Annotated in this window: 20 protein-coding genes; 11 read left to right on the top strand and 9 right to left on the bottom strand. The window is 65.5% G+C overall.

Annotation, left to right across the window (positions count from 1 at the left end; translation table 11 throughout):
- Positions 1-94: 94 nt before the first annotated feature.
- From ACTU6V_RS15060 to ACTU6V_RS15050, 3 genes are read right to left on the bottom strand one after another with little or no spacing between them, the layout of a single operon-like run.
- Positions 95-1,426, bottom strand: a complete 1,332-nt coding sequence (locus tag ACTU6V_RS15060; protein ID WP_443468727.1) for a threonine/serine exporter family protein — start codon at positions 1,424-1,426, stop codon at positions 95-97.
- Between the two features lie 6 nt (positions 1,427-1,432).
- Positions 1,433-2,977, bottom strand: a complete 1,545-nt coding sequence (locus ACTU6V_RS15055) for a helix-turn-helix transcriptional regulator (protein ID WP_443468728.1) — start codon at positions 2,975-2,977, stop codon at positions 1,433-1,435.
- 32 nt (positions 2,978-3,009) lie between these two features.
- Positions 3,010-3,231: a LapA family protein gene (locus ACTU6V_RS15050; RefSeq protein WP_443468729.1), complete on the bottom strand. Its 222-nt coding sequence runs from the start codon at positions 3,229-3,231 to the stop codon at positions 3,010-3,012.
- A 202-nt stretch (positions 3,232-3,433) separates the two neighbouring features.
- On the opposite strand from ACTU6V_RS15050, the gene ACTU6V_RS15045 reads away from it, so the two are divergent.
- The 6 genes from ACTU6V_RS15045 (at position 3,434) to ACTU6V_RS15020 (ending at position 10,513) form a co-directional block, all read left to right on the top strand.
- Entirely contained in the window at positions 3,434-4,717 is a 1,284-nt protein-coding gene (locus ACTU6V_RS15045; protein WP_443475953.1) for a metal-dependent hydrolase family protein, read from the top strand.
- 2 nt (positions 4,718-4,719) lie between these two features.
- Positions 4,720-6,123 carry a glutamate decarboxylase gene (gad, locus tag ACTU6V_RS15040; protein ID WP_443468863.1) on the top strand — a complete coding sequence of 468 codons (1,404 nt, stop codon included), beginning with the start codon at positions 4,720-4,722 and terminating at the stop codon, positions 6,121-6,123.
- Positions 6,124-6,221: 98 nt separating this feature from the next.
- On the top strand, positions 6,222-6,914 hold the full coding sequence (locus ACTU6V_RS15035; RefSeq protein ID WP_443468731.1) for a hypothetical protein: 693 nt from the start codon (positions 6,222-6,224) through the stop codon (positions 6,912-6,914).
- Positions 6,915-6,930: 16 nt separating this feature from the next.
- A complete protein-coding gene (locus ACTU6V_RS15030) occupies positions 6,931-8,037 on the top strand; it encodes a hypothetical protein (protein ID WP_443475952.1) in 1,107 nt (368 codons plus the stop codon).
- Positions 8,038-8,039: 2 nt separating this feature from the next.
- Positions 8,040-9,620 carry a cation:proton antiporter gene (locus tag ACTU6V_RS15025; protein ID WP_443468733.1) on the top strand — a complete coding sequence of 527 codons (1,581 nt, stop codon included), beginning with the start codon at positions 8,040-8,042 and terminating at the stop codon, positions 9,618-9,620.
- Positions 9,620-10,513 carry a DMT family transporter gene (locus ACTU6V_RS15020; RefSeq protein WP_443468734.1) on the top strand — a complete coding sequence of 298 codons (894 nt, stop codon included), beginning with the start codon at positions 9,620-9,622 and terminating at the stop codon, positions 10,511-10,513. The genes ACTU6V_RS15025 and ACTU6V_RS15020 overlap by 1 nt, the downstream gene beginning before the upstream one ends.
- Here the strand turns inward: ACTU6V_RS15020 and ACTU6V_RS15015 are convergent.
- Complete coding sequence (locus ACTU6V_RS15015) at positions 10,510-11,304, bottom strand: tyrosine-protein phosphatase (protein WP_443475951.1); 795 nt, start codon at positions 11,302-11,304, stop codon at positions 10,510-10,512. The genes ACTU6V_RS15020 and ACTU6V_RS15015 overlap by 4 nt on opposite strands.
- A gap of 3 nt (positions 11,305-11,307) precedes the next feature.
- On the bottom strand, positions 11,308-11,862 hold the full coding sequence (locus ACTU6V_RS15010) for an HdeD family acid-resistance protein (RefSeq protein ID WP_443468736.1): 555 nt from the start codon (positions 11,860-11,862) through the stop codon (positions 11,308-11,310).
- 221 nt (positions 11,863-12,083) lie between these two features.
- Here ACTU6V_RS15010 and ACTU6V_RS15005 point away from each other — a divergent pair, with 221 nt between their 5' ends.
- Genes ACTU6V_RS15005 through ACTU6V_RS14995 form a run of 3 tightly spaced genes read left to right on the top strand, consistent with a single transcriptional unit; the run spans position 12,084 to position 14,659 of the window.
- On the top strand, positions 12,084-13,733 hold the full coding sequence (locus ACTU6V_RS15005) for an MDR family MFS transporter (RefSeq protein ID WP_443475950.1): 1,650 nt from the start codon (positions 12,084-12,086) through the stop codon (positions 13,731-13,733).
- A gap of 1 nt (position 13,734) precedes the next feature.
- Entirely contained in the window at positions 13,735-14,187 is a 453-nt protein-coding gene (locus tag ACTU6V_RS15000; RefSeq protein WP_443475949.1) for a MarR family winged helix-turn-helix transcriptional regulator, read from the top strand.
- Between the two features lie 25 nt (positions 14,188-14,212).
- The gene (locus ACTU6V_RS14995) at positions 14,213-14,659 is read left to right on the top strand and encodes a MarR family winged helix-turn-helix transcriptional regulator (protein ID WP_443468739.1); all 447 of its coding nucleotides are present in this window, start codon (positions 14,213-14,215) and stop codon (positions 14,657-14,659) included.
- Between the two features lie 14 nt (positions 14,660-14,673).
- Here ACTU6V_RS14995 and ACTU6V_RS14990 read toward each other — a convergent pair whose 3' ends face one another.
- Together ACTU6V_RS14990 and ACTU6V_RS14985 are read right to left on the bottom strand one after the other, a co-directional pair.
- Positions 14,674-16,044 (bottom strand): MFS transporter, encoded by a 1,371-nt coding sequence (locus ACTU6V_RS14990; RefSeq protein WP_443468740.1) that lies wholly within the window; start codon positions 16,042-16,044, stop codon positions 14,674-14,676.
- Positions 16,045-16,094: 50 nt separating this feature from the next.
- Positions 16,095-16,256 (bottom strand): hypothetical protein, encoded by a 162-nt coding sequence (locus tag ACTU6V_RS14985; RefSeq protein ID WP_443475948.1) that lies wholly within the window; start codon positions 16,254-16,256, stop codon positions 16,095-16,097.
- Between ACTU6V_RS14985 and ACTU6V_RS14980 the strand changes: the two genes are divergently transcribed.
- Positions 16,249-16,590 (top strand): four-helix bundle copper-binding protein, encoded by a 342-nt coding sequence (locus tag ACTU6V_RS14980; protein ID WP_443468742.1) that lies wholly within the window; start codon positions 16,249-16,251, stop codon positions 16,588-16,590. The genes ACTU6V_RS14985 and ACTU6V_RS14980 overlap by 8 nt on opposite strands.
- Positions 16,591-16,598: 8 nt before the next feature.
- Here ACTU6V_RS14980 and ACTU6V_RS14975 read toward each other — a convergent pair whose 3' ends face one another.
- Positions 16,599-16,943, bottom strand: coding sequence for a hypothetical protein (locus ACTU6V_RS14975; RefSeq protein WP_443468743.1), 345 nt, complete (start codon positions 16,941-16,943; stop codon positions 16,599-16,601).
- Between the two features lie 103 nt (positions 16,944-17,046).
- Entirely contained in the window at positions 17,047-17,937 is an 891-nt protein-coding gene (locus ACTU6V_RS14970; protein ID WP_443468744.1) for a LysR substrate-binding domain-containing protein, read from the bottom strand.
- 131 nt (positions 17,938-18,068) lie between these two features.
- On the opposite strand from ACTU6V_RS14970, the gene ACTU6V_RS14965 reads away from it, so the two are divergent.
- A complete protein-coding gene (locus ACTU6V_RS14965; RefSeq protein ID WP_443475947.1) occupies positions 18,069-21,521 on the top strand; it encodes a bifunctional proline dehydrogenase/L-glutamate gamma-semialdehyde dehydrogenase in 3,453 nt (1,150 codons plus the stop codon).
- The last annotated feature ends 130 nt before the right edge of the window (positions 21,522-21,651 follow it).

Raw genomic sequence — 21,651 nt, 5'->3', positions numbered from 1 at the left:
TCGCCACAGATGGCTGTGAGTCATTCTTATCCCACTGGCGGCGCTCCGATCCCGGGAACGCGCGCACATCACCCGTGAGATCACCCGCGCGTCATCAGGCCTTCCGGCCCAGGCGCCAGCCGCGCGCAACCGCGGTGACGTCGCGACTGAACGCGGCGCCGAGCATCATGCCGATCGCGATCGCGATGAGTGAGCCCGCCGTCCGCAGGATGGCGGTGGTCGCACCGCTCGTCCCGGCGGCGGCCTCACTGAGCCCGATGAACCCCATGGCGCCAGGGACGAGCAGCCAGTACGCGCAGGTGAGCATGATGGCGGCCGACGGTGCCGCCTTCAGCCGTGCGGCCAGATATGCGGCGGGAATGACGATCAGCGCACCGACGAGGCCGGAGAGCTCTGCGCCGAGCATGACGTTGCCGAGCAATTGCGCGGCGTACGCGACGACGAGTGCGTAGAGGATCCAGATCAGAGACCCGCGGGGAGCGGCGGAGAAGAAGTAGTAACCGATGCTGACCAGCACGATCCCCACCCACGGCGCCCAGGTCCCGAGCTGCTCGCCCGCGCCGGTCGGCGAGGGCGGATTACCTGCGACGGAGAGACCGGCGTAGACCCCGAAGGTCAGCAGCCCCAGCCGAGCGATCCCGTACACGAGTCGGCTCGCCCCGGCCATCATCTGTCCGGAGGTCAGTTCGACGGCGGCGATCGTCAGGGTGAGCCCTGGCAGGAAGGTGACGAGCGCGGGGGCGACCAGCCTCAGGACGTCATCGTGCACCAGAGGGCGGACCAGGAGGGAGATGAGCAGCGTCACGGCGAAAGCGGTGAGCACGGGAAGGATGAGTGAGAGCGTCGGGGAGCGATTGCCGAAGACGACGATCGCACCGACGATCACACCCAGCACCAGGTACACCGGCAGCGCCGTGACGGTGGGATTCAGCACCAGACCGAACCCGACGGTGAGCAAGGTGTGACCCAGGATGCTGAGGAACAGTCCGAACCGCGGAGCCCGAGAACGCACCTCGGAGATCGTCGCGATGACCGAGGCGGGATCGGTCTGATCGCTCGCGACGCGACGCACGAGTCGTTCGACCTCATCGGATTGGTCCAGGCGGAGTGCAGCCTGATCTGCGGGAAAGATCTCGGTTTTCACCGGCGCTGCACGCGTATCCTCGACGATCACCAGAGTGGGCAAGACGAAGATGCGTAGGTCGGGCCGGCCATAGCTTCCGGCGATCCGATTGAGCGTGTCTTCGACATCGCTGGTCGCTTGGGACGAGGCCAGGAGCGTCGTGCCGATCTGACCGATCATCGCGGTGAGATCGGTGTCCTCTTCAGGCGGCGCACCCGCTTCGGGACGTGCCCGGACCGCCTTCAGTGCGTTCTTGGCACGATCGATGAACCGCACCTGCTCACGGTCCCTGCGCCGGTTCATCGGCGATCAGATGAGTTCGGTGGTCAGGAGGTGACTGCGTGCGGCGATCAGGATCGCTTCCTCGCGGGTCGAGCATCCGAGCTTGCGGTACATCGACTTCAATTGCGATTTGATCGTGTTCGGGGAGACGTGGAAGTTCATGGCGATCTTCGCAGTCGTGCCGTGAGAGGCCAGTGCGTTGAGCACGCGAAGCTCGCCATGCGTCAGCTTCGGGCGGGGCTGGGTCTCAACATGTGACAACCCGGACACTCCTGCTTCGAGGATCACGGAGTCTTCCGCCGAGAGCTGCGGACGTACGAGATCGATGAGGGTGCCCGGCACCCCGGCGAGTATCCGGCGGTTCTCACTTCTCGACGCGAGTCGCCAGACCTGCCGCGCCGTTTCGGCGTCCAGCGTGTCGGTGCGCTGCATCTCGAGCCATGCCGACAGGAGCACGAGCTCAGATCGATGACCGGGCGACAGATCCTCCTCGCGGCGAAGACGGACGATTCCCTTGGCCGCGGCATCCAAGCGCGACTCGACGAGGTCGAGCCGGATGACGGCGAGCCGCGTCAGGGGCCCGCATTCGCCATGGACCTCGGCGATCTGACGGGCTGATGTCGTCTCGCCCAAGTCGGCGAATGCTTCGATGGATGCCGAATTGATCACGTCGTTCGCGAATGCCCCGTGCTGCACAGGGTGCGCATCCCGCGTCAGTCGGATCGCCTCGAGGGCTTCGTCTGCGCGGTGCGATGCGATCAGCCATCGGGTGCGCGCAAGGAGCGCACCCGACCACGTCAGCAGGATGCTGTCATAGGCATCGAGGGTGGGAAGGAGATCGTCCGCCGAATCGCTCATCTGATCGACGGCGATGAGCGCGGCGGAGGTTCGCACCGTCATGACGCAGGCGTCGGTGTGCACCGGTGTGGCCTCGGGAAGACCCGAGAGCTCGTCGAGAGCATTCTCGGCCTCAGTCAGAGAACCGCGCAACGCGTGCGAGAGAGCGATCCGGCCCAGCGTGAGCCGCTCGGCATCCGGCTGAGGCGAGAGGCGTCCGAGCTGACGCGCCGTCGCGAACTGCAGCAGTGCGCGGGTGAAATGACCGGCTGCCAGCAGAGTGGAGCCGATGTTGAAATGGTAGAACCAGAGTGGTCCGTCCGTTCTCTCTCTGGACTCGAGACGTGTCTGGTCCAGGCGGTCTTCGAGACGCTTGGCATAGATCAGTGCGGCGGAGACATCTCCGCTGAAACGGAATCCGATCATCTGCACGAGGGTCGTCATATCGAGCTCGGCGACGCTCATTCCCCGCGCGGCTTCTGCTGTCACGAGGGGCTTGAAAGGGCGGTTCGTTCGCGCCAGCACAGGTGTGAGGGGGTGGACGATCTTCAGGATCGGTCGTCGCTCGAGCACCGAGCTCGGCAGCGATGTCACTGCGGAGACGAGTGCGTCGTTATGCCAGCTGTACAGCGGCCAGATGTTGAGTACCGCAGCCTCGGCGATGGTCTCAGGCCGACGTGATGCGAGTGCGCGCCGCAGCTCTTCGATCGCTTTGTCTGCGTCATGAAAGTTCATTCGTCAGCCCCCCGCTGCCGCTTCCGTGAGATCTATTTGTTCTTGCGCGGTCGGAACCAGGGGAACAGAGACCCGATCACGACGCCGGCGACGAGAACCGCCAGGAACCAGCCCCAGGCGGGCATCGTGAATTCGATGAAAAGAAAGCGGAGAGTTGCGGGGGCGACATTCGAGAAGACGAACGCGAGTGCGGCAATTGCGACGATGACAGCGATAATGAGTTTTCCGCTATTCGTCTTCTGCTGATCGGTCATTCTGACTCTCCTCATTCGGATAAGACCCGGATATACCTCGGACTCTACTAACAAATCGCGGCCCGTCAACTCGCGGAACTGGATTTTCGGGGGTAGGCGGGTGAAGAGCGGGTGATCGACGAGGGTGGTATCGGGTGATGCGCCGGAGGAATTCTTCTCTCCTGCACGGTGGCCCCTGTGAGGGGGGACATAGGGTCGCGGTATGACCCAGGTCTCTCAGCGACCGGATCGGATCATCATCCGAAACGTTCGGCTTTTCGACGGCATCGCCGACAGCACGGCCGATAACGTCGATGTGCTCGTCGAAGGGCCATACGTTGTCGGCGTCTCGACGTCGCCTGTCGCTGGCGGTGATGCCAACGGCGTGAAGGAGATCGACGGCAGAGGCCGGTTCCTGATGCCGGGCCTGAGCGATGCCCATGTTCACCTGATGGGCAACGCCAATGACATGGCAGATTTTCTGCAGGGTCCGACCGGCGCTCTCTACGGAAACACGATCGCTGAAGCGAAGAACATGCTCATGCGCGGATTCACGACTGTGCGCGACATGGGCGGCGATACGGCACCGGTGAAATCACTGATCGACCGGGGAGTTTTCGAGGGACCACGAATCTTCCCGAGCCAGGCGATGATCTCGCAGACTTCGGGTCATGCTGACTTCTCATTCGTCTATGACATTCCCGAAGAATTCGGTGGCAGGCCCAGTCGTGGCGAAGAAGTCCATTTCACCAGGGTCGCCGACGGAGTACCGCGCGTGCTCACCGCGGTACGCGAGCAGCTGCGCATGGGAGCCACCCAGATCAAGCTGACGCTCGGCGGTGGCGCAGCCTCCATGTACGACCCGCTCAGTACGCTCCAGTACACGCCGGAGGAGATCCGGGCGGCCGTGCAGGCTGCGTCGGACTACGGCACGTATGTGGCGACTCACGTGTACACGCCGCGGGGGATCGCCCGAGCGATCGACGCCGGTGTGAAGTCCATCGAGCACGGTCATCTCGCCGACGAGACGACGGTGCGTCTGATTGCGGAGAAGCAGATCTGGCTCTCGATGCAGCCCTTCGCCGAGGACGATCATCACTACCCCGATCCGGTGCGCGCCGCGAAGAACTCCGAGATCTGCCAGGGCACCGAGCAGGTGTACGAATGGGCGCAGAAGTACGGCGTGAAGACCGCGTGGGGCACCGACCTGCTGCTCGAACCGAAAGCGGCGGCGCGTCAGAGCGCCATGGCCGCGCGCCTGGGCGACTTCTACACCAACGTGGAAGCGCTGAAGATGCTCACGTCCGGAAATGCCGAGCTGTTCGAGATGGCGGGTGAACGCAACACCTACCGGGGTGGCAAACTCGGCGTCATCGCTGAAGGCGCATGGGCGGACATGATCCTCGTCGACGGCGATCCGATCGCGGACATCTCCGTGATCGCGGACCCGGAGATGAACTTCCCACTCATCATCAAAAACGGCCAAATCGTGAAGGAGACAGTGTGACTATCAACAACAGCAAGGCCCGTCAGAGCACGAACATCGACCCCACCCTCAGCCTGAACCCGGTATTCGTCCGGCCGGGCGAGGCGACGGAGTTCAGCAAGTTCTCGATGCCGGAGCAGCCGAGCCTGCCCGAGACCGCCTACCAGATCGTGCACGACGAGGCGATCCTCGATGGCAACTCTCGGCTGAACCTCGCCACATTCGTCACCACCTGGATGGATGACGAGGCGAAGAAGCTCTACGCCGAGGCCGCCGACAAGAACATGATCGACAAGGACGAGTATCCGGCGACAGCAGCGATCGAGGATCGCTGCTGGCGCATGCTCGCCGAGCTGTGGAATGTGCCGGACACGTCCGACACCATCGGCACCTCGACCATCGGCTCCTCTGAAGCGTGTATGCTCGGCGGGCTCGCGCTCAAGCGCCTGTGGCAGGAGAAGCGCAAGGCTGAGGGCAAGTCGACCGACAAGCCGAACCTCATCATGTCGGCTGCGGTTCAGGTCGTGTGGGAGAAGTTCTGCAACTACTGGGACATCGAGGCACGGTACGTGCCGGTGACCCGCGAGCACATGGTGCTCGACGGATTCGAGCTCGAGAAGTACGTCGACGAGAACACGATCGGTGTCGTCGCGATCCTCGGCCAGACCTTCACCGGCGCCTACGAGCCCGTCGAAGCGATCGCCAAGAAGCTCGACGAGATCCAGGCGAACACGGGTCTTGACGTCAAGATCCACGTCGATGGCGCATCCGGTGCGATGGTCGCGCCGTTCTGCCAGCCCGACCTGAACTGGGACTTCCGCATCGACCGCGTGAACTCCATCAGCACCTCCGGTCACAAGTACGGCCTCGTCTACCCGGGTGTCGGCTGGGTCGTCTGGCGCAACAAGGCAGTCATGCCCGAGAGCCTGATTTTCCACGTCAGCTACCTGGGCGGCGACATGCCGACCCTCGCGCTGAACTTCTCCCGTCCGGGTGCTCAGGTCCTGCTGCAGTACTACCAGTTCCTGCGTCTGGGGCGTGAGGGCTACCGCGCGATCCAGCAGAACTCGATCGACGTCGCGACCTATCTCTCCTCTGAGATCGAGAAGATCGGCCCGTTCGAGCTGGTCAGCAAGGGCGATACGATTCCGGTGTTCGCATGGGTTCTCAAGGATGGACACACCGCCAACTGGGATCTGTACGACCTCGCGGACCGTCTGCGGATGAAGGGCTGGCTCGTCCCCGCCTACCCGATGGCCAACGACCTGTCAGATGTCATTCTGCAGCGCATCGTGGTGAAGGTCGGGCTCAGCCGCGACCTGGCCACCGCACTGCTCGCTGACATCAAGGGTGAGGTGGCGTTCCTCGACTCGTTGCAGGCTCCGCTTCCGCGCGAAGCCACGTCGGGCTCGCACTTCCACCACTGATCGGATCCGCGGGCGGGGAGGGCGTCTATCGGATGCCCTCCCCGCCCTGATTCGGTGACGTCGACCTGGTCGGCCCCACACAGAAGGAGGCTCAGCACTTGAGCACCGCAACGACTGCGCATCATCCGCTCCGCCGTGCGTTCGTCCCCACTGTCACCAAACAGTGCTGGGGCTTCATGATCGGCTCATCCTTCTTCGCGATCAGTTCGACCCCCGGCCTGAACGAGATCCTCGGCAGCACCGGCGCGAACCTCCTCTGCTTCATCGGCGCGTGGTTCTTCACCGCGGCCGGACTCATCCAGCTCTTCCTCAGCGGGGCCATCTCGGTTCCCGTCTCGTACGCTCCCGGCAGGATGGTCCGCGCCGAGTGGCTCTCCGCTGCCACGCAGTCCTTCGGGACGCTGATGTTCAACGTCAGCACGACCGCCGCGCTGTATGCCCACACGACCAGGGTCGAGGAGCGGTACGTCTGGAATCCGGATGCCGGCGGCTCCGTGGGCTTCCTCGTGAGCGGCGCCCTCGCGTTCACCGCGTATGCGCACGCCGCCCGGCACTGGGATGTCACCAAGCGTGCATGGTGGTCGGTGATGATCAACTTCATCGGCTGCGTCGCGTTCGGCATCTCCGCAGTGGGGGCCTTCATCCTTCCCGGTGGAGATGTCGTCAACTCGACGATCGCGAACTACGGCACATTCATCGGTGCGATCTGCTTCTTCTTGACCTCGCTCATCGTGCTCCCCGCGTGGGACCGGCACAAGCGCGCCGCCTCAGACCTCACGTCGCACTCGTGATGTCCGTGTGGCTGCCGTGACCGATTCGACCAGCGCCGCCTCTCTCGCCCGCCGGGTGGATGAGCTCGAGGCCGAGAACGCGAAGCTGCGTGCCGGCACAGGCGGGCGTGTCATCAGCGGTGGGCGATGGCGCGGCATCGCCTCTGCTGTGGCCATCGTCCTGGCATCCATTCTTCTTCCGCTGTCCATCGTGGGCGCCTGGGCGCGGGTGCAGCTCGTCGATGAGGATGCGTTCGTCGCCGTGTTCGCGCCGCTCATCGATGAGGCCGCCGTGCAGGAGCTCATCGTCGATGAGACGATGTCCGCAGTGAATGCGAAAGTCGACTTCGGCGAGCTCACCGATGACGTCTTCGACGGTATCAGCGAGCTCGGCCTCCCGCCGCGCGCATCGACGGCGCTGGACCTGCTGCGTCAGCCGGCGGCGGAGGGGATGCGCAATCTCGTCGAGTCCGCGGTGACGAAGATCGTGGCCTCGGAGACCTTCTCCGTCGTCTGGAGCAGCAGTCTGCACGGTGCTCATCGCGCGTTCACACTGGCTTCCACCTCCGACGGTGGAGGCATCGTCGTACTCACTCCCGATGCAGTGACTATCGAGGTCGGCCCGCTCATCGACAACGTCAAAGACACGCTCGCCGAGCGCGGCATCGGTGCGGCTGCTCTCATACCGACGGTGGAGCGCTCCATCGTCGTCGGCGACGGGCAAGCTCTCGTCACGATGCGCACGACGTACGCGATCGCCGCGGCGTTCGGGGCATGGATGCCGGTCGCAACCCTCGCGCTGTTCGGGCTGGGGATCGCGGTCGCACGCCGCAGGGGCCTCGCCGTTCTCGGTTCCGGCATCGGCGTGGCGGTGGGCGGCGGCCTGCTGGGCATCGCCCTTGCGGTGGGGGCGAGCATTGTCTCCGGATCTGCCGCCGGCTTCGGCGTAGCGCCGGACGCGCTCGCAGTCATCTATGGCCAGGTGATCGGCGGCATCCGCACGGCTGCATGGACCTTCTTCGCTCTCGGGCTGGTGATCGCGGTGGCCGGGTGGTTCGTCGGCGGATCGACTTCGGCACGCCGCGTCCGCGCGAAAGCGCAGGAGGCCACCGCTGCTCTTCGACGGACGTTGCCGGGGAACTGATCGTGTCGACCGAGCTTCTGATCGCGGTGATCGCCGGAGTACTGATCATCGTCCTCGCCAACGCGCTGTCGAAGTGGATCGGTGTTGCAGGGCCCCTGATTCTCGTCGCGATCGGTCTCGGGGTCAGTCTGATCCCCGCAGTCTCCGCGATCTCGATCCCCCCGGAGATCATTCTGGTGGGCGTACTGCCGCCGCTGCTCTACTCGGCGGCGGTGTCGGCGCCTGCGATCGAATTCCGCAGGGACCTGTCGGCGATCGGCGGTCTCTCCGTGCTGCTGGTGATCATCAGCTCGCTGGTGGTGGGCCTGGTGATCTTCTGGGTGATGCCCGAGATCGGCTTCCCGCTGGCGGTCGCGCTGGGTGCGATTCTGAGCCCGACGGATGCCGTCGCGACGTCGGTCGTGCGCAAGCTCGGAGCCCCGCGCCGCGTCGTCACGGTTCTCGAAGGCGAAAGTCTGCTCAACGATGCGACAGCGCTCGTCGTGCTGCGCACCGCACTCGTCGCGGTCGCCACCGGCTTCTCCTTCCTCACGACCCTCGCGTCGTTCGCATGGTCCGTGCTGGCAGCGCTCCTGGTCGGAGCGCTGATCGGGATGCTGGCGCTGCGCTTGCGCGCGTGGACCAGCAGCGCGACCGCCAACACCGCACTCGGTCTCACCGTTCCCTATCTCGCCTACCTGCCCACTGAGGCACTCGGCGGATCGGGGCTCGTCGCAGCGGTGGTGGCGGGGCTCGTGTGCGGTCAGGGTGCGCTCCGCTGGCTGACGCCAGAGCAGCGCGTATCGGACAAGCTCAACTGGCGAACGATCGAATTCCTCCTTGAAGGCGCGATCTTCCTGACGATGGGGTTGGAACTCTACGGAATCGTGCAGAGCAACATCGACGCGGGGGAGCGGCTGCTGAAGGGCGTCGGGGTCGCAGCGCTGGCGTTCGTCGTACTGATGGTGATTCGTGCCCTGTACGTCATTCCGATGCTCTCGCTGCAGTCATCGCACGCGAAGAAGGTGGCGCGAAAGCAGATCGACGGAGACAAGGAGCTGAGCGAGCGGCGGGTCGGGAAGAAGCGTGCGGATCTCGACTACTTCGTCGCATCTCCGCTCACCTGGAAACACAACACGATCATCATCTGGGCGGGGATGCGCGGCGCCGTCACACTGGCCGCAGCCCAGACCCTCCCGGAGAACACCCCCGAGCGCGATCTGCTCATCTTCATCGCCTTCGTCGTCGCAGCCGGCAGCCTCATGCTGCAGGGGCTGACCCTGCCTGCCGTTGTCGGCATGCTCGGCTTGCGTCGCCCCGGTGCGGACGGGCCACCCCGCAAAGAAGTCCGCAGCATCGACCGTGAGCTTCGGAAGGCCGCGCACGCCGCCAGCGATGCTCGTACTCTGCGCGAGATCCCAGAGAGCACTGACCCTGAGCAAGCGCTCGCCGCAGAGCTGGAGCTGCTGGGCGTGATGCGCACGCGCCTGCATGAGTTGGGCCGCTCGGGTCGGCACACCACGAGCGCGCTGCGGTATGTCCTCGATGAGCTCGACGCGTACGAGATCAGTGTCAGGCTCCGCCTGGAAAGTGAGAAGAAGTAATGGAGATCGGTTCGCTCCCTCTGGCGGGAATCGCACTTGCGCTGTGCTCTGCGCTTGCCCTCTCCGTGGGCAACCTCTGGCAGGGCCGCGGCGTTCGCGAGCTGGCGACGAACCCCAAGCGCGGGTCGAAGATCCTCCAGCTCGTCAGCAATCGCATCTGGTTGATCGGATCGGTGGTCCTCGGCCTGTCGATCCTGCTGCAGATGGGCAGCCTCACATTCGCGCCGCTGATGGTGGTCCAGCCGATCGGGGTCACCGCACTGGTGTTCACCGTGCTGCTGACCTTCATCGTCACGAAGAAGAAGCCCGCGCCAGGTGTGGTGCGATCGATCCTCGTGTGCGTGCTGGGCGTTGCGGTATTCGTGACGGTCGCCGCTCTGGTCAGCACGCAGCGCGCGATCACCAACGCACAGCTCATCGCGGTCCTCATCGTGCTCGCCAGCGTGCTCCTGCTGACCGGTATTGCGCTGGTTCTCGCGCGTCGTCGCAAGATGCCCTCGCTGGTCTGGGTCATCCTCGGCGGAACGTTCTCCGCGTTCGTGGCAACGCTCGGAAAGACCGTGATCATGCGGGTGCAGGCCATTATCAAGGCGCAGACGCTCGAGTTCGACACGGCGAATCTGCTGACCCTCGGGTGCCTGATCGGAATCGGAATCGCGGGTGGGCTCTCGATCTACTTCGTGCAGCGGGCGCACGCCGAAAGCCGCCCTGAGGTCGTCGTCGCCGGACTCACGGTGATCGACCCCGCCATCGCCGTGGTGCTCGGCATCACGATCCTGGGAGAGGCGAGCGGGGCCTCGATCTGGGCCGTCCTCGCCTTCATCGCCGCCGGCGCTGTGGCAGTCGGCGGGGTCTTCGCGTTGGCGAAGGCCGAGGAGACGGTTCCCAGCTAGCCGGCGAAGCGCGTGCGCAGTCCAGCGAGCTCATCGTCGGTGAGGCCGCCAGAGCGCAGATAGTCAGCGGCGCCTCCGTGCGCGTCCACCCAGTCGAGGGCCTTCTCGATCTCTTCGGGAGGGGTGCCCGTCACCAGGGTCTCGAGTTCGGGTGTGAGAGGCACACCCATGGAGGAGACCATCTGGAGCATCCCATCGGCCCACGGGCCGGAGAGATTCTGCTGCGAGCTGGCGTAGTCGGCAACGACCGCGCTGCGCTCGACACCAGCCGCTTCGAGCATCAGTGCGGTGGCGACGCCGGTGCGGTCTTTGCCCGCAGTGCAGTGCACCAGCACGGCTGTGGGGGTCGTGTCGTTTGAGGCGGCGATGAGCCGGGCGACCTGTGCGAGTTCTGACGCGCCGTGCTGCAGGATCCCGATGTAGAGATCGCTCAGTGGCGGGATGCTGCTCATCGCCTGGCTGAGCATCTCGGGGGTGGGCGGGGCTGAGGAGCTGCCCATGAACTGCTTCGTCATATCTGCCATCGCACCCTCGAGGAAAGGCAGCTCGACCATCTGGAAAGGGCGCGAGTCGGGAACCCGATCGGGCCCTGCCTCCCGCTCTTGCGGAGTGCGGAAGTCGACGATGACGCCGACGGCGGTGTGTGCGAGTTCGTCGAGCCCCGTCTGCGTCAGATTCGTCAGCGCGTCGGAGCGGTACAGGATGCCAGGGCGGGTCATTCCGCCGTCACGGAGCGGCAGTCCGCCCGTGTCGCGGAAGTTGTAGCATCCCTCGACTTGCAGCTTCGGCATGTCTCAGCTCCTTCCGACGCGGAACGCGCGCACGATGTTGATGATTCCGAGGACGACGAGCGAGATCCCCAGCAGCCACCACAGCACAGCCGCTCCCCAGAGCGGCGAGAACAGCAGCACGATTCCCGCGATGATGCTGAGGATCGCGAAGAGGATCGCCCAGACTTTCGACCCGGCGCCGCCCAGCGTCGAAAGAGCCACGATGCCCTCGACGATCCACATGATGCCGACGAGGACGCTCACGAGCACGGCCAGCAGCCCGGTCGCGAGCGTCAGGTTCATGAACGCGATGATTCCCGCGACGACGAACACGAGTCCGAGAACGATGTGGCCGATCCGCGGCCAGGTACGCATCGTCTTGCTGAAGATTCCCATGCTGCCGTATACGAGTCCGACGACGATGGCGTAGATCGCGATGATCGCCGCGACGACGACGGCCGTCTTCCCCGGCCAGACGAGGACGAGGATCCCGACGATGAGCGCCAGGATGCCGCTGATGCCCAGCACGGTGCGGATGCCGTTGGTTGCAGAGCCGACGGCGGAGTTTTCGGTGTTCATCTCACAGGTTCCTTCTGAATAGATGAGAAGTATGGTGCCAGCTTGGCGAATTTGCACGCGCGGGGGTGCGATCCTGGGCGAAAATCATCCGCGCTGTCACCCGGGTGCTCATCCGCTTGTGAAGATGAACGAGGTCGTTGACATCAAGCAATAGTTGCGGTTCAGCAACTAAAGTCGTATTGTTAACGTCGATCAACCTTTATCTGCAGGAGCGCTCCACTTTGACATCCACCAATCGCGCCTCAGCCGAGGCGGCCCGTTCGCCGCGCGAGATCTTCACCGCGATCTCCGGTCTCATCGTCGGCATGTTCGTCGCCGTGCTCTCCGGAACCGTCGTCTCGACCTCGCTCCCGGTCATCATCGCCGACCTCGGCGGGACGCAGGCTCAGTACACCTGGGTCATCACTGCGAGCCTGTTGGCGACCGCCGTCACGACTCCGATCTGGGGCAAGCTCGCCGACCTCGTCGATCGCAAGGTGCTCGTCCAGGCCTCTCTCATCATCTTCACCGTCGGCACCGTGGCCGCGGGATTCTCGATGGATACGAACATGCTCATCGCGCTGCGCGTCGTGCAGGGCATCGGCGTCGGCGGCCTCATGTCGCTCGTGATGATCGCGGTTGCACTGATCATCTCTCCGCGTGAGCGCGGAAAGTACATGGGCGTCGTGGGCGGCATCATGGCCCTCGCCACGATCGGTGGGCCGCTCCTGGGTGGTTTCCTCACTGATGCGTGGGGTTGGCGGGCGAACTTCTTCGTGGGTGTGCCCTTCGCGATCCTCGCGCTCGTGCTGCTCCAGGTCACCCTGCACCTGCCCAAGCCGCAGAATGTGAAGGTCTCGATCGACTACTTCGGCATCGTGCTGCTCGCCGTCGGCGTCTCGACCCTGCTGATCTGGGTCTCGATGGGCGGCAGTCAGTTCGATTGGGACTCCGGCACCAGCATCTCGCTCGCCGTGATCGGCAGCGTAGCGGTGCTCGCGTTCATCGCGGTGGAGTTCTTCGTGAAAGAGCCGATCGTGCCGATGTCGCTGTTCCGCAACCGCACGTTCACGCTGTCAGTGGTCGCATCCATCGCCATCGGCGTCGCGATGATCGCCACCTCTGTCTTCCTCGCGCAGTACTTCCAGCTCGCACGCGGCGCCACACCGACCGAGTCCGGCGTCATGACCATTCCAATGATCGTCGGCCAGATGGGCGCCTCGATCATCATCGGGCAACTGGTGAGCCGCTTCGGCAAGTGGAAGGGCTGGATGATCACCGGTGCGGTGCTGACCACGATCGGCGTCAGCCTCATGGCGACCCTTCGGTACGACACCCCGTTCCCGTTCGTCGCGGTGTACATGTTCGTGCTCGGTGCGGGTCTCGGCATGGTGATGCAGAACCTCACCCTCATCGTGCAGAACGACACTCCGCCGCAGCAGTTGGGCGCAGCATCCGCCAACGTCAACTTCTTCCGCACCATCGCCGGCACGATCGGCGTGACCATCATGGGCACGATCCTCTCGACCAGTGTGACGTCGTACACGAAGGAGGGGATGGCGGGATTCGTCCCGTCCACTCCGGAAGAGATCGAGGCTCTGAAGGGCCTCGGCTCCGGTGACGTTCCGAAGGTCGGGCAGCTGCCAGAGGCGCTCCGGGTGATCGTAGAATCTGCGTATGGTCAAGGCATCGCGGATGCCTTCATCCTCGCGATCCCGCTCGCAGTGCTGGCGATCGTCGCGATCGCGTTCATCAAGAACAAGCCCCTGTCGACCAAGACCGCGGCCGAGCAACTGCGCGAGCAGGCTGAGGACTCGATCATCGAGTTCGCCGAGGCAGAAGTGGGATCGACCGTCGACACCGGTGCCATCCGGACCGCGCAAGGTCGATGACATGACCGAGCAGTCTGTGCTTTCGGGTGATGACGACCAGGCGCTCGTCGAACTCCAGGGTCATCTGAATCTGCTCTTCGCTCGCGCGCGGGCGCAGTGGAAAGAAGGCGCAGCGCACATTGACCCCCAGCTGCAGCCGGCCGGCTACAAGCTCCTGATGTTCATCGTCCGGGTGGGAGGCTCGAACGCGCACGAGCTCGCGGAGCGCTTCGAGATGGACAAGTCGGTCATCAGCAGGCAGGTGCGGATGCTGGAAGACCTCGGTCTTCTCGAATCGCGCCCCGACGAGCTCGACGGGCGACAGCGCGTGCTGACGCCGACTCCTGAGGCGTGTACCGTGCTCGCCGAGCTGCGTGGCGATCACACCGAGATGCTACGCAGCACGCTCGCCGAGCTCACGCCGGAAGAGATCAGGGCAGCCTTCAAGGTGCTCCGACTCTTGGCCGAGAGCTGAGTGGCTGCGCCGTAAAATGGCAGGTATGAGTGCCGAGTCTGACGATCCGCGCCTGGATGCCGCAGTCACCAGGGTCGAGCAGGAGCTCGGTCGCCTCTTTGCGCGCATCCGCGTGAGCTGGCGTGAAGCGGCGGCGACCGTGCATCCCGATCTTCAGCCGCTCGGATATCAGGTGCTGACCTCGATCGCGACAGGGAAGGCGACCTCGGCCAGCGCCATCATCGAGCGGCTGCAGACCGACAAATCAGCCGTGAGTCGTCACGTCCGCCAGCTCGAGGAGCTGGGGCTCGTCGAGAGCATCCCGGACCCGCAGGATCGTCGCGCGCGAGTGCTCGTCGCGACTGATCTCGCGCAGGAGAAGGTGGCCATTGCGCGTGCGCGCTATGAGGCGCGCATCGCGGATCGTCTGCGTGGCTGGTCGGAAGCAGATCTTGACCATTTCGTCGACCTGCTCGGATCGCTCGGGAGCTGAACGCGCTGCGGCGGTCACCCGGTCGGGGCGACGGATGCTGCGGGTTTGCGGATTCCGATCCAGGAGACGATCCCGCCCGCTGCCATCAGTGCCGCCGTCACCAGAGCTGCGCTGTGGAAGCCGTCGAGATCGAGCGTGCCGCCGACGATGGTCGACAGCATCGCCACGACGATGAGGCCGGCAACGCGAGAGATGGCGTTGTTGACCGCGGAGGCGATTCCGGAGCGGTTCTCGTCGATCGCGCCGAGCACAGCAGAGGTGAGAGGCGCGACCGTGAGTGAGAGCCCGAGGCCGAGCAGAATCATCGATGGGAGCACCTGCCACCAGTAGCTGAAGTCATCGGCGACGGTGAGTAGCAGCAGCGCACCCGCAGCCATGAGCAGGGGGCCTGTGGTCATGAACAGCCGTGGTCCGAGCTTTCCTGCCCATGCGCCTGCCTGCGAGCTGAGCAGGATCATCAGGATCGTGATCGGCAGGCTCGCAAGGCCCGCGGCCGTCGCAGGAAGACCCGCCCCCTCCTGCAGGTAGACCCCGATGATGAAGCCGTTGAGCGAGAGTGCGGCGTAGATGAACAGGGTGGCGAGGTTGCCCCAGGCGAAGTTGCGTGCGGCGAACAGCGACAGCGGCATGAGCGGCGTGCGAGAGCGCTTCTGCCGAATCAGGAACCAGGCGAACAGCAGGATTCCCGCGGCAGCCGGAATCCAGATCGCGGGCGATCCCCATCCGAGATTCGGCTGCTCGATGAGCGCGAACACGACGGCTCCAAGGCCCAGCGCGCACAGCGCGCCACTCCACCAGTCCACACGCAAATCGCGAGGGTGATCGGGCAGCTGCAGGCGGGCGAGCAGCAGCAGCGTGATGCCGATCGGGATGACGTTGATCACGAACACGAAGCGCCAGGACAGCAGGTCGACGAACAGTCCGCCCAGCAGCGGGCCCGCGATCTGAGCCCCGGTCGTGAATGCGGTCCACACCCCGATCGCACGAGCCTGCAGCTCGCCGCGCATCGTCGCCATGATGAGGGCGAGCGAACTCGGGACGAGCAGGGCGCCTGCCGCCCCCTGCAGTGCGCGAGCGAGGATGAGTGTCAGAGGTTCGGGGGCTGCGGCCACGGCGATGGATGCTATGCCGAAGGCGATCAACCCGATCCGCATGATGCGCACTCGGCCGTACGCGTCGGAGAGGGAACCTGCCAGAAGAATGAGGGCGCTGAGGGTGATGAGATATGCGTCGACGACCCACTGCTGCGTCGTGATTCCGCCACCGAGCTCTTCGCTGATGGCTGGCAGAGCGACCGTGACGACCGTGCCGTCGAGGAACGTCACGAAGGAGGCGAGCACCGCGATCGTGATCACGAGCCGCTGCAGGGCGGAGAATGCTGGCACGGTGAAGAGACTACGCCTGGCCTGGCCATCGACGCCGGGCGCCTTCGGGATTACGCTGGCGTCAAGCGGGCGATCTGCCCGTGAATCCGGCGCGGGTCGCTCACCGGCTCGGCCACGATGCAGAGCGGGGCGAGAACGATGGACTCGATGATGATGAGCGCCATGACGGCGGAGATGAAAGACACGACCGGCATGGAGATGCGGATGGACATGGCCGTCATACAGGCGTGCATGGATGCGTGCGCGGCGTGCGAACAGGCCTGCATCGTGTGTTCGATGCAGATGATGGACTGCGCACCGACGTGCATGAACTGCGCCGACATGTGTAACACCATGATGCGCGCGATGATGCGGATGCAGGGAATGACGCCCGCGGTGATGATGGCGATGCTCGACGCCTGCATCGCCATGTGTCAGCTGTGCATGGATGCCTGCATGGAGCACGCTGACCACAGCGAGGTCTGCAAGATGTGCGCTCAGTCGTGCAAGGCGTGCATGGAGGCCTGCGTCGACATGAAGAACATGATGATGGCGGCGACCGCCTGACGCGCTGTTCAGACGGCGACGTTGAAGCGTACGCGCCCGACGGCGAGTACGTGATACTTCCGGTGCAGCGCGACCGGTGTTCCCGGTGCTGCTTCGAGGGCCGCACCCTGGGCGCTCCACAGCGCCCACTCTTCGCCGTCCAGAGTGCGCACGCGCAGTTCGCCGGTGGCAGCCTCCGCCCGTTCGACGATCGCATCGGCCCAATCGCTCGGCGTTGCCGAGGCCAACCGTGCCTGGATCAGGTGCAGGGCGTGACCGGGTGCGAAGGAGGAACACACATCACCGTGGTCGCACATGCAGGCCGCACGTCCGCTCACCTCGAGGGGCGATGCTGTGCGGTGCGTGGTGGACACGATGAACTCCTGAAGTCGGTGAATGCTGTTCCCCCACGGTAGGGCGCTCGCGCTCCGTCACCAATGCGCGGTGAAATACAGCGCAACACGCGGGCTCGGAGACTCAGCGCGGCTCGTGCGCCACGAGGGCATCGCGCATTGCGCCGAGCACGTCGGCGATGGCCGTATCGTCGCGGGATGATGCCCTGCTCGCAGCGAAGATCTCGCGCACCGGCGAGCCGGGCAGTTCAAGCAGTCGCACGGACGAGCGATCAGAGGTCCAGATGAGGTCCGGCAGCATCGCCGCGGCGTGACCCGCGGCAACGAGCCGTGCGTGTGCGATGAGGTCGGTCGCCTCGAAGCGCACATCCGGTTCGAACCCCGCCGCCCGGCACTGCTGCACCGCCCACTGCCGCACGGCCGCACCCTGCGGCTCCATGGCCCAGGCGGCATTCTTCAGATCAGCCAGTGTGGATGCGGTCGACTCCGGCGGAACGGCGAGCCGCACGGCGTCCGTGCCGAGGAGCGTGTGATCGATTCCCTCGAGGTGCTCACGAGTGTGCCCCGGGTACTGCTCGGCGACCACCAGGTCGAAAGCTCGCGCCTGCAGCTCGAAGAGCCCTGCCTCCGGTGCCATCTCGACCATCTCGAGTCGCAGGTCCGGTGCGCGCTCCGCCAGCAGAGTGAGGGCCGCTGGTACGAGAGCTTCAGCGGCCGTGGGCATCACGGCGAGGCGCACGCGGCGGTGCGCGCGCTGCGACGAGGTGAGATCCGCGCGGGCCGACTCGTCGAGCTCGAGGGCGCGTGCGGCATGGTCAGCGAGCAGGCGTCCCTGGGCAGTCAGACGCACCCTCCTGCCGTCGGCCTCGAGCAGCGGCACTCCGGCTTCCTGTTCCAGGCGCGCGAGCTGCTGCGAGACGGTTGAGGGGCTGTAGGAGAGGGCCGCGGCGACATCGGCGATCGTGCCGCGCAGGGCCAGTTCATGCAGCAATCGCAGGCGTCGTAGCTCAAACATCGCACTCTTTCAGAAACAATCGATAAAACCGAATGATATCTATCGTAAACGCTCGCTTTTCACGATGGGAGCATTGATTCACACTGAGATCAGAACAAGTGCACCGCCGTGCCCTGGAGCGAGGAAGACCCATGACGCAGACCGCAGCGATCCCCACCGGCCACGCAGAGCTCACGGCTCTCGCCGATGACGCCACAGCGCTCGTGCGCTCGTGGCTGGAGCAGAGCCGCGAGGTGCCGACGGATGCCGCAGCGCAGCGTCTCGCCGGCGTGCTGGGAGACCCGAACGGTCTCGACTTCACCGTGGGATTCGTCGACGGTGTCGTGCGCCCTGAGGACCTCAGAGTCGCCGCGCACAACCTGCATGACCTCGTGCCGCTCACGCCGAAGTTTCTGCCGCTCGCCCTCCGCAGCCTCATCCGTCTCGGCGGAGCGCTGGCCCCCGCCTTCCCGGGAATCGTGGTGCCGATCAGCCGGAAGGTGCTGCGCGGCATGGTGCGCCATCTCATCGTCGACGCGACCGATGCCAAGCTCGGTGCGGCGATCCGCAGCATCCGCTCTGCTGACGGCGTGCACCTGAACATCAACCTGCTCGGCGAGGCGATCCTCGGCGAAGATGAGGCGGCGAGGCGCCTCGAGGGCACGCGCCGCCTTCTCGAGCGCGACGACGTCGACTACGTGTCGATCAAGGTGTCATCGACAGTCGCCCCGCACAGTCCATGGGCGTTCGACGAGGCCGTCGCGCATGCCGCAGACGCACTGATTCCGCTGTTCCGCATCGCGCGCGACGGCGGCGGCAAGTTCATCAACCTCGACATGGAGGAGTACAAGGACCTCGATCTCACGATCGCGGTGTTCACCAGCATCCTCGACCGTGAAGAATTCCGAGGTCTCTCCGCCGGAATCGTCCTGCAGGCGTACCTGCCCGATGCACTCGGCGCGATGATCCGCCTGCAAGAGTGGTCGGCTGCGCGCGTCGCCGCCGGCGGCGCCGACATCAAGGTGCGCGTCGTCAAGGGCGCGAACCTGCCGATGGAGCGCGTTGATGCCGAAACCCACGGTTGGCCGCTCGCCACGTGGCACAGCAAAGAGGCGTCGGATGCCTCGTACAAGGCCGTGCTCGACTACGCCCTGCGGCCAGAGCACGTGAAGAACGTGCGCATCGGCGTCGCAGGGCACAACCTCTTCGACATCGCACTGGCCTGGCTGCTGGCGAACCAGCGCGGCGCGACCGCGGGCATCGAATTCGAGATGCTGCTGGGCATGGCGACCGCACAGGCGACTGTCATCCGCCGCACCGTCGGTTCGCTCCTGCTGTACACGCCGGTCGTGCACCCCGCCGAGTTCGACGTCGCGATCGCCTACCTGATCCGTCGCCTGGAAGAAGGGGCATCGACCGAGAACTTCATGTCAGCGGTGTTCGACCTCGACAGTGATCCTGCGCTCTTCGATCGCGAGCGCGACCGCTTCCTCGCGTCCATCGCCTCGATGCCGACCGATGTTCCGGCGCCCAACCGCACTCAGAACCGCTCTGCTGAAGCAGTCCCTGAGCCTGCGTCTTCGATCCCTGAGCCTGTCGAAGGGTTCGAGAACACTCCCGACACCGATCCGAGCCTCGCGGCTAACCGCGCGTGGGGTGACGGCATCCGCTCTCGCATGCAGGAATCCGACCTCGGGAACGAGACCGTGCGCGCGAACACCATCTCCGACGGGCAGGTGCTCGACGAGGTCATCACGCGCGCAGTGGCTGCGGGGGAGGCCTGGCGTGCGCGGGGGGCTGCGGGGCGCGCGGCGATCCTGCACAAGGCAGGCGAGCTGCTCGAGAGCCGCCGCGGAGCGCTGCTCGAAGTGATGGGCTCGGAGTGCGGCAAGGTGCTCGAACAGGGCGACCCCGAGGTCAGCGAGGCCATCGACTTCGCGCACTACTACGCCGAGAGCGCGCTGCGCGCTGAGGCGATCGAAGGCGCGACTCCGAAGCCGGTTGGGCTCACCGTGGTCACGCCGCCGTGGAATTTCCCGGTCGCCATCCCCGCCGGTTCCACGCTCGCAGCCCTCGCCGCAGGATCTCCGGTCATCATCAAGCCCGCTCGTCAGGCGCGCCGCTCCGGTGCCGTGATGATCGAGGCGCTGTGGGACGCGGGTGTTCCGCGCGACGTGCTGCAGTACGTGCAGCTGGATGGCCGCGAGCTCGGCCAGAAGCTCGTCAGCGACCCGGGTGTGGAGCGCGTCATCCTCACGGGCGGGTACGAGACGGCTGAGCTGTTCCGCAGCTTCCGCCCCGATCTGCCGCTGCTTGCTGAGACGAGCGGCAAGAACGCCATCATCGTCACCCCGCACGCGGACCTCGATCTCGCCGCCCGCGACGTCGCCTACTCGGCATTCGGCCACGCCGGTCAGAAGTGCTCGGCGGCATCTCTGGTGATCCTCGTCGGCTCGGTTGCAAAGAGCGAGCGCTTCCGCCGCCAGCTCGTCGACGCCGTCGACGCGTATCAGGTGGGCCAGCCGTGGGACGGATCGAGCCGCATCGGGCCCCTCATCGGCCCGGCGGACGGAAAGCTGCTGCACGCGCTCACCACGCTCGAAGCGGGGGAGCAGTGGGTCATCGAGCCCGAGAAGCTCGACGACGAAGGAAAGCTGTGGCGCCCCGGTATCCGTGAGAACGTCGCCGCCGGAAGCCCGTTCCACCTCACGGAGTACTTCGGCCCTGTGCTCGGCATCATGACGGCCGAAAGCCTCGATGAGGCTGTCAGCATGGTGAACGCGATCGATTACGGTCTGACCTCGGGCCTCCACTCCCTCGACGAGGATGAGATCGCGCAGTGGCTGGCGAACGTGCAGGCCGGAAACCTCTATGTCAATCGCGGCATCACCGGCGCCATCGTGCAGCGCCAGCCGTTCGGAGGCTGGAAGAAGGCAGCCGTCGGCTCTGGCACGAAGGCCGGCGGCCCGAGCTACCTCATCGGGCTGTCGGACTGGGCGGATGCGCCGGTTGCCGCAGCCGCCCCGAGCGACGAGCTCTCGCGCGGAGCGCTCGCCGCCATCGAGGGCGACACGACCTGGCTGCAGGGAGCACTCGCCACCGACGTCGCTGCCTGGCGAGATGAGTTCGGCACGGTCAGCGACCCGACAGGGCTCCTCACCGAGCACAACGCGCTGCGTTACGGCACGGTCCCCGTGACGATCCGCGTGGAGAACGGCACCCCCGCTGAGGCGGTCCGTGTGATCGCGGCCGGCGTTCGCACCGGTGCGCGACTGAGCGTGAGCGCAGCCGCTGAGCTTCCGGCATCCGTGACGTCCTGGCTCTCGGCGCATGCGGTCGGCCTCGCGATCGAAGACGCCGCCGGCTGGGGAGCGCGCGCCGCGCGCCTCGCCGAGACCGGCGGGCGCATCCGGCTCATCGGCGGGGATGCTGTGGCTCTCGCAGCCGCTATCGACGGGTCTCCCGCGGTAGCAGTGTATTCCGGCCCGGTTCTCTCGGCCGGACGGATCGAGATGCTGACGTTCCTGCGCGAGCAGGCTGTGTCGGTCTCCGCGCACCGTTTCGGAACGCCGCATCGGTACGAGATCCCGACGCTCGGCGCCTGAGGTCCGTGACATCAACCCGAGAGGGGCGTAAGCTCTGCGGGTGCTGTTCTCGATGAATGCGCCTCGCGCGCGGAAGGTGGTCGCAGGCGCTCCCGGCGCCGGCGGCAGAGGCTGAACATCAGCCGGAGGC

It is taken from the genome of Microbacterium zouquanmingi (assembly GCF_052266675.1).
Taxonomy (GTDB): domain Bacteria; phylum Actinomycetota; class Actinomycetes; order Actinomycetales; family Microbacteriaceae; genus Microbacterium.
Note: the sequence above shows the minus strand (reverse complement) of the source record. Positions and strands in the feature narration are given on the sequence as shown.